We start from the raw sequence: 6000 nt of genomic DNA on the forward strand, positions 1-6000 counted from the left end.
TGCCACTGCAACTGCGCGTTCATGGCGATTATTGATGTGAGGCGCTCAACCCCTCAGCGCTTCCAGCACCTTGCCGCCGGGCCGGCCCCGCGGCTCCAGGCCGATGCGGCGCTCCACATCCTTGATCGCCTCGCGGGTCTTGGAGCCGATCTTGCCGTCCGGTTCGCCCACATCGTAGCCGCGGGCGGTCAGGAGCTGCTGCAGCTCGCGGCGCTGGGCGCGCGAGAGCGGCGGATCATCGGTGGGCCAAGCGGTCTGGATGCCGGGCAGGCCTTTGAGGCGGTCGCCCAGCAGCGCGATGGCGAGGCCATAGGATTCGGCCGCGTTGTAGGAATAGACCGCATCGAAATTCTTGGTGACGAGAAAGGCCGGGCCGTTGATGCCCGCCGGAATGATGATGCCGGCAGCGTAATTGCCCGAAAGCGGACGTCCGTCGACGCGCCGCACGCCCATGGTGGCCCAGGTGGCAAGAGGCTTCTTGTTCTTGCGCCCGGCGAGGCCCGAGTTGAAGTTTTCCGGCAGGCGCACCTCGTAGCCCCAGGGCAGGCCGTTGACCCAGCCGGCCTTTTTCAGGAAGTTCGCCGTCGAGTGGACCGCGTCGGGTACGGAGGTCATGATGTCCCGGTGTCCGTCCCCGTCGCCGTCGACGGCGAGACGCTGGAAGGTCGAGGGCATGAATTGGGTGTGCCCGAAGGCACCGGCCCAGGAGCCGCGCAGATTGGCCGGATTGATGTCCCCATCCTGTACGATTTTCAACGTCGCCATCAGCTCGCCGGTGAAATATTCGCGGCGGCGCGGTCCGTAGCAGGCCAACGTCGACAGGGACTGCACCAGCGGCCGCCCGCCGATATCCTTGCCGAAGTTTGATTCCACGCCCCAGACGCCGGCGATCGCATGACGATCGACGCCGAAGCGTGCTTCGGCCGAGGCGAGCGCCTGCCCCCACTGACGCATGGCGGTCCGGCCATCCTGCACCCGCTCCTCGTCGACGAGCGCCGAGAGATAATCCCAGATCGCGGTCTTGAATTCGGGCTGGTTGTTCATGAGGTCGAGGATCGCCAGATCCGGCGTGACACCGCGGGTCGCGACATCGAAAGCTTGGCCGGAAATACCCTTGGCAGCCGCCTGACTGCGCAGTCTGGCCAGACATGAGCCGAAATCGGCCTGGGCCGCGGCGGGTGTCGCGGCAGCGAGGCCGGCGAGAACGATGAGGATGGGGGCAAGGATGTTCTTCATGGCCCGCACATTGCAGGGAATTTGGTTAATCTTGTGAAAACGGGGCCGCTCCTCACGCTTTCGTCATAGGCGCCCTTAGCTCAACCGGCCTCAGCCTCCGGATCGGAAAGATCGGTCTGGATCCAACGATCGCTCACATGAATGTCGGTGGTCTCCAGCCGCCCTGGGCCGAGATTAACGAATTTATGCGGAATGCCGGCCGGTCCGAGAACGACCTGACCCGCCTCGCATTCGAAGCGCTCATCGCCAACGGTGAAGAGTGCCCGCCCCTCGCGGATGATGAAAATCTCGTCATAGGGGTGAACGTGCCATTTCGGCCCGACGCCGACCTCTTCCGTGGCATAGAAGAGCACGGTCACGCCGGTGCCCAGCCTGTGCCCTTCCACATAACCCTTCCAGAAAAGATCGGGATGGGTGGCCCAGTCGGCGCGGTTGAGTATCCGGGGCTTGCCCTGCGCCATCGACGCTTCCTGCTGGGTTGAGCGCCAATCTCGGCGCTTCGGAAACGATCAGGCCCAGGCGCGCTCGGCGAGCTTCTTCTCGAAGCTGTCGATGGAAGGCGCCTTTTCCATGGTGAGGCCGATCCCGTCGAGGCCGTTGAGGAGGCAGTGCTTCTTGAACGGGTCGATGTCGAAGGTGACCGATCCGCCGTCGGGGCCTCGGATTTCCTGCTTTTCCAGGTCGATGGTGAGCGTCGCGTTGGCGCCGCGCTCCGCATCGTCGAAGAGCTTCTCCAGGTCCTCGGGGCTCACCTTGATCGGCAGGATGCCGTTCTGGAAGCAGTTGTTGTAGAAGATGTCAGCGAAGCTGGTAGAGATTACGCAGCGGATGCCGAAATCGAGCAATGCCCATGGGGCATGCTCGCGGGACGAACCGCAGCCGAAATTGTCGCCCGCCACCAGAATCTTGGCGTTGCGGTAGGCCGGCTGGTTGAGCACGAAGTCAGGATTCTCCGAACCGTCCTCGCGGTAGCGCATCTCCGAGAACAGGCCCGTGCCAAGCCCCGTGCGCTTGATCGTCTTCAGGTACTGCTTGGGGATGATCATATCGGTGTCGATGTTGATGATCCGCAGCGGCGCCGCGACGCTTTCCAGCACGGTGAACTTGTCCATGGTCCTCATATCCCTGAAGGCGGCAGCCGGGCCGCTGTCATCTGCCTCATATCAAAGGCTCGTGAGGACGGCTAGGCCAACGATGGTCGCGGCGGGATGGGACCCTCAGCGCCAGAGATTCGTCCGGGCGAGGTCATAGACCTCGTCGGCACGGCCGTTCAGCACGGCCTTCACCATGTAGAGGGTAAACCCCTTCGCCATGTCCAGGGTCACGGAGGGTGGCATCGCAAGCTCCGTCCGGTTCACCACCGCGTCGATCAGAACCGGCCCGTCATGGGCGAAGGCGGCGGCGATCCCATCCTCCACCTCGGCCGGATCCTCGAGCCTGATCCCGCGAATGCCGATGGCTTCGGCCATGGCGGCAAAATTCGGGTTCTGAAGCTCCGTTCCGAAATCCAGGAATCCGGTGGATTTCTGTTCCAGTTCGACGAAGCCCAGGGTGCCGTTGTTGAACACGACGACCTTCACGGGAAGGCGCTGCTGGGTCAGGGTCAGGAGGTCGCCCATCAGCATGGCGAAGCCGCCGTCGCCGGACAGCGAGATCACCTGCCGATCGGGAAAGGCCGCCTGGGCGCCGATTCCCTGCGCCATCGCATTCGCCATCGAGCCGTGCCAGAACGACCCGAGGAGCCGCCGCTTCCCGTTCATCGCGAGATAGCGCGCCGCCCAGACCGTCGGCAGGCCGACGTCGCAGGTGAACACGGCGTCGGCCGACGCCCGGTCGCTGATCGCCTTGGCGACCTGCTGCGGATGGATCGGCCGCCGGCCGGGTGTCCCGACGGCAAGCTCGTCGAGCGCCTGGCGCGCCTTGGCATAATGCTCCCGCGCCTGGGCGAGGTGTGCGCCGTCGGTCTTCCGGTCAAGCAGCGGCAACAGGGCGGCCAAGGTTGCGCGGACATCGCCCACGACGCCGGCATCGACTGCGACGCGGCGGCCGATGTTCCCACCGCGAATATCGACCTGCGCGATGCGGACGTCGGCTCCGTCCGGATAGAACTGGCGATAGGGAAAATCGGTGCCGAGCATCAGCAGGGCATCGCAATCGCGCATGGCGTAGTAGCCGGACGAGAAGCCGATCAGACCGGTCATGCCCACATCGTAGGGATTGTCCCACTCCACATGCTCCTTGCCGCGCAGAGCATGCACCATGGGCGCCTGGAGACGCTCGCCCAAGGCCAGCAGTTCGTCATGCGCCCCGGCGCAGCCCGAGCCGCACAGGATCGTGATGCGCCCAGCCTCGTTGAGCAGCGCCGCGAGACGGTCGAGATCGTCCGGCGCAGGCGTGACGACGGGAGCGGATTGCAGCAGCCCGTCGAGCTTGGCCGCTGGCGCCGCGGCGGCCGGTTGCAGGGCAACGTCGCCAGGGATCACCAGCACCGACACGCCGCGCTTGGCCCTCGCCTCCCTGATGGCGACCTCGAGGGTGCGCGGCATCTGACCGGGGCCGGAGACGAGCTCGCAATAGTGGCTGCATTCCCGAAACAGATTCTCCGGGTGAGTCTCCTGGAAATATCCGCTGCCGATCTCAGGCGATGGGATGTGCGCCGCGATGGCGAGGACCGGCACGCGCGAGCGGTGGCAGTCGAACAGGCCGTTGATGAGGTGCAGATTGCCCGGCCCGCAGCTCCCGGCACAGACGGCGAGCCCATCCGTCAGCTGCGCCTCGGCGCCGGCCGCGAAGGCCGCGACCTCCTCATGCCGGACGTGAATCCATTCAATCTGGTCTTGGCGGCGGATGGCGTCCGTCAGCCCGTTGAGGCTGTCGCCGACGATGCCGTACATGCGTTTGACGCCCGCGGCGGCCAGGATCTCGACGAACTGTTCGGCCACAGTCTTTGCCATGAGAGTTCTCCTGAATGAGGACGGGTCACGGCCGCCGAGGGGGCGAGCCGGTTTGTCGTGGAGCAAGACCTATGTGGCGCAGCTTCGGGCCGCCGTCAGGGGCCTCCTATCAAAGGCTCGTGAAGGCTTTCAGGCCCATAACGGGTGCGGCGGCATCAGGCGGCTCTGGAAATCTCCAGCCAGGCCGTCCTGTAAGCGCGCAAAGGCAGTCTGGATATGTTCCGGAATGTCAACGTGGGCAATGTATCCCTTTCCGTTCAGGCCATATCCATGAGAATCGTTTCGCAATCGGGGGATCTCACCCATCACAAGGGCGAGAAATCGATCCATGGACCAGGGTCCGGCAATGCCGTTCAACGCAAACCGAAGCTCTCCTTCCATGAGGCAGACACGGGGAGTGAAGGTCGGCCAGCTGAGGAATGACAATTCGGAACGATCGCTCCAGGTGTGGCGGAACGTGGCGTCCGCCCGCCTTTGCATTGTGGGATCCTGAACGAGCAGGATGGTCTTCAACGGCTCCCCGGCGTCCTCGAGGAGCTTGCGCGAGAATCGGGCATTCTCGCCGCTGTTGGTCGAATCCGATTCGACCAGGAGACTTGAACGATCGACGCCCCAGAATGTCATCGCGATGTCGGTAAGGATGCAGGCTTCAGCTCGTCCCTCCGTTGGTACGGACCGATAGACCGGATGGGCGGCCACCTTCCGGCGCAGAACCTCTGTTGCATGCCCGATGCCACCTGAGATCAGAAGCCTTGGGCAGATCCCGCCTCTCACGAGACGGAAAGCGCCCTCCGCCGTCTCCAGCACGCAATTGCCGGACAGGATAATGCAATCGATGGGCATTGTTGCGATGCCCTCAGGAAGCCCATCCGCTCCTTTGGGACCGAAATCGTTTAACGCCAATAAGCCGGCTACGTCATTGAGCGCTGCCACGATCAGTGGGGCGAGGCGGGGTGTATCCTGGTCCATATCGGTTCCATCGAACATGAAAGGGGCGGACTCATGTGCGTTCTCATAATTCCTGCGCCGACGCCTTGTAAACTGTTATTTTAAATCAATGGTTTAGCACTAGGTAAGCTGCATAAATGTGAGTCGTGGCTGCGTAAAAGGTGAGCCAGATTGCGCGGAATTGCGCAAAAGCCGAGTCGTTTTTCCTGGACGGCCCAACGGTATGTGAAATGTGCAAGAAAAGCCTGTTTGGCGAACTCTTTTTATCGAGTTCTAACCCGACCAATGGTGGAGTAGATTTGGCCTAGATTAGGAAATCGCTCCAAAGCCACTGTGCCATATCCGTTAGCTTTTTTAGTGATGGGACCGCAATGCAAGACTGAGACAAATGATACTCTATTATCGATTGTCAGGAGAGCGGATCATGCTCCCGTCTCTATGAGGAGGGATTTTTGTTCCGGTGCCGGACTATAAAGCTCCACATTTCATCATGTTTTGCTTCAAACTCTCTTCGATACGCGACGTATGCCGTTCGGTTAGGAAGAGTCACGCTTTCCAGACCCACGACTCTACCATATCTGGAGGCTGAATTCACTGATATCCCGAGCCGATATCCTATTTCTGACGCCGAAATATAGGTTTCATGCACGCGCAATAAATCATTTTGTGATATCGTACGATAGGATCGAGATGGGGAAACGCTTATCCCTAAGAGGCTGACTGAAAAAGGTTGGGTGGCCTCAAGCCCCTGTGATTCCGTCGGATTTGCGAAGATTCGATGGAGGTCAAGATGGTTTGGACCGAGGCCACTCGCCGACAGTATCGGCGAGATGAACTGCGCTATGCAAGCAATCTCACGGAT

Annotated in this window: 5 protein-coding genes; all 5 read right to left on the bottom strand. The window is 61.9% G+C overall.

Annotation, left to right across the window (positions count from 1 at the left end; genetic code table 11):
• Nucleotides 1–45 precede the first annotated feature (45 nt).
• The 5 genes from KHP60_RS20845 to KHP60_RS20865 all read right to left on the bottom strand — a co-directional run bounded on the left by KHP60_RS20845 (nt 46) and on the right by KHP60_RS20865 (nt 5177).
• Entirely contained in the window at nt 46–1236 is a 1191-nt protein-coding gene (locus KHP60_RS20845) for a lytic murein transglycosylase (protein WP_213566220.1), read from the bottom strand.
• A gap of 80 nt (nt 1237–1316) precedes the next feature.
• On the bottom strand, nt 1317–1697 hold the full coding sequence (locus KHP60_RS20850; RefSeq protein WP_213566221.1) for a cupin domain-containing protein: 381 nt from the start codon (nt 1695–1697) through the stop codon (nt 1317–1319).
• Between the two features lie 48 nt (nt 1698–1745).
• On the bottom strand, nt 1746–2348 hold the full coding sequence (gene leuD, locus KHP60_RS20855) for a 3-isopropylmalate dehydratase small subunit (protein WP_213566222.1): 603 nt from the start codon (nt 2346–2348) through the stop codon (nt 1746–1748).
• 105 nt (nt 2349–2453) lie between these two features.
• Nucleotides 2454–4190 carry a ubiquinone-dependent pyruvate dehydrogenase gene (gene poxB, locus KHP60_RS20860; protein ID WP_213566223.1) on the bottom strand — a complete coding sequence of 579 codons (1737 nt, stop codon included), beginning with the start codon at nt 4188–4190 and terminating at the stop codon, nt 2454–2456.
• 129 nt (nt 4191–4319) lie between these two features.
• A complete protein-coding gene (locus tag KHP60_RS20865) occupies nt 4320–5177 on the bottom strand; it encodes a YdcF family protein (RefSeq protein ID WP_213566224.1) in 858 nt (285 codons plus the stop codon).
• Nucleotides 5178–6000 lie beyond the last annotated feature (823 nt).

Origin of the sequence: Microvirga sp. 3-52 (genome assembly GCF_018383585.1) — a bacterium.
In the GTDB taxonomy this organism is placed as follows: Bacteria; Pseudomonadota; Alphaproteobacteria; order Rhizobiales; family Beijerinckiaceae; genus Microvirga.

What these genes read in the sequence shown, in the direction of transcription:
- KHP60_RS20845 (WP_213566220.1), bottom strand. Translation starts at nt 1,236, where the DNA reads ATGAAGAACATCCTTGCCCCCATCCTCATCGTTCTCGCCGGCCTCGCT.
- KHP60_RS20850 (WP_213566221.1), bottom strand. Translation starts at nt 1,697, where the DNA reads ATGGCGCAGGGCAAGCCCCGGATACTCAACCGCGCCGACTGGGCCACC.
- leuD (WP_213566222.1), bottom strand. Translation starts at nt 2,348, where the DNA reads ATGGACAAGTTCACCGTGCTGGAAAGCGTCGCGGCGCCGCTGCGGATC.
- poxB (WP_213566223.1), bottom strand. Translation starts at nt 4,190, where the DNA reads ATGGCAAAGACTGTGGCCGAACAGTTCGTCGAGATCCTGGCCGCCGCG.
- KHP60_RS20865 (WP_213566224.1), bottom strand. Translation starts at nt 5,177, where the DNA reads ATGTTCGATGGAACCGATATGGACCAGGATACACCCCGCCTCGCCCCA.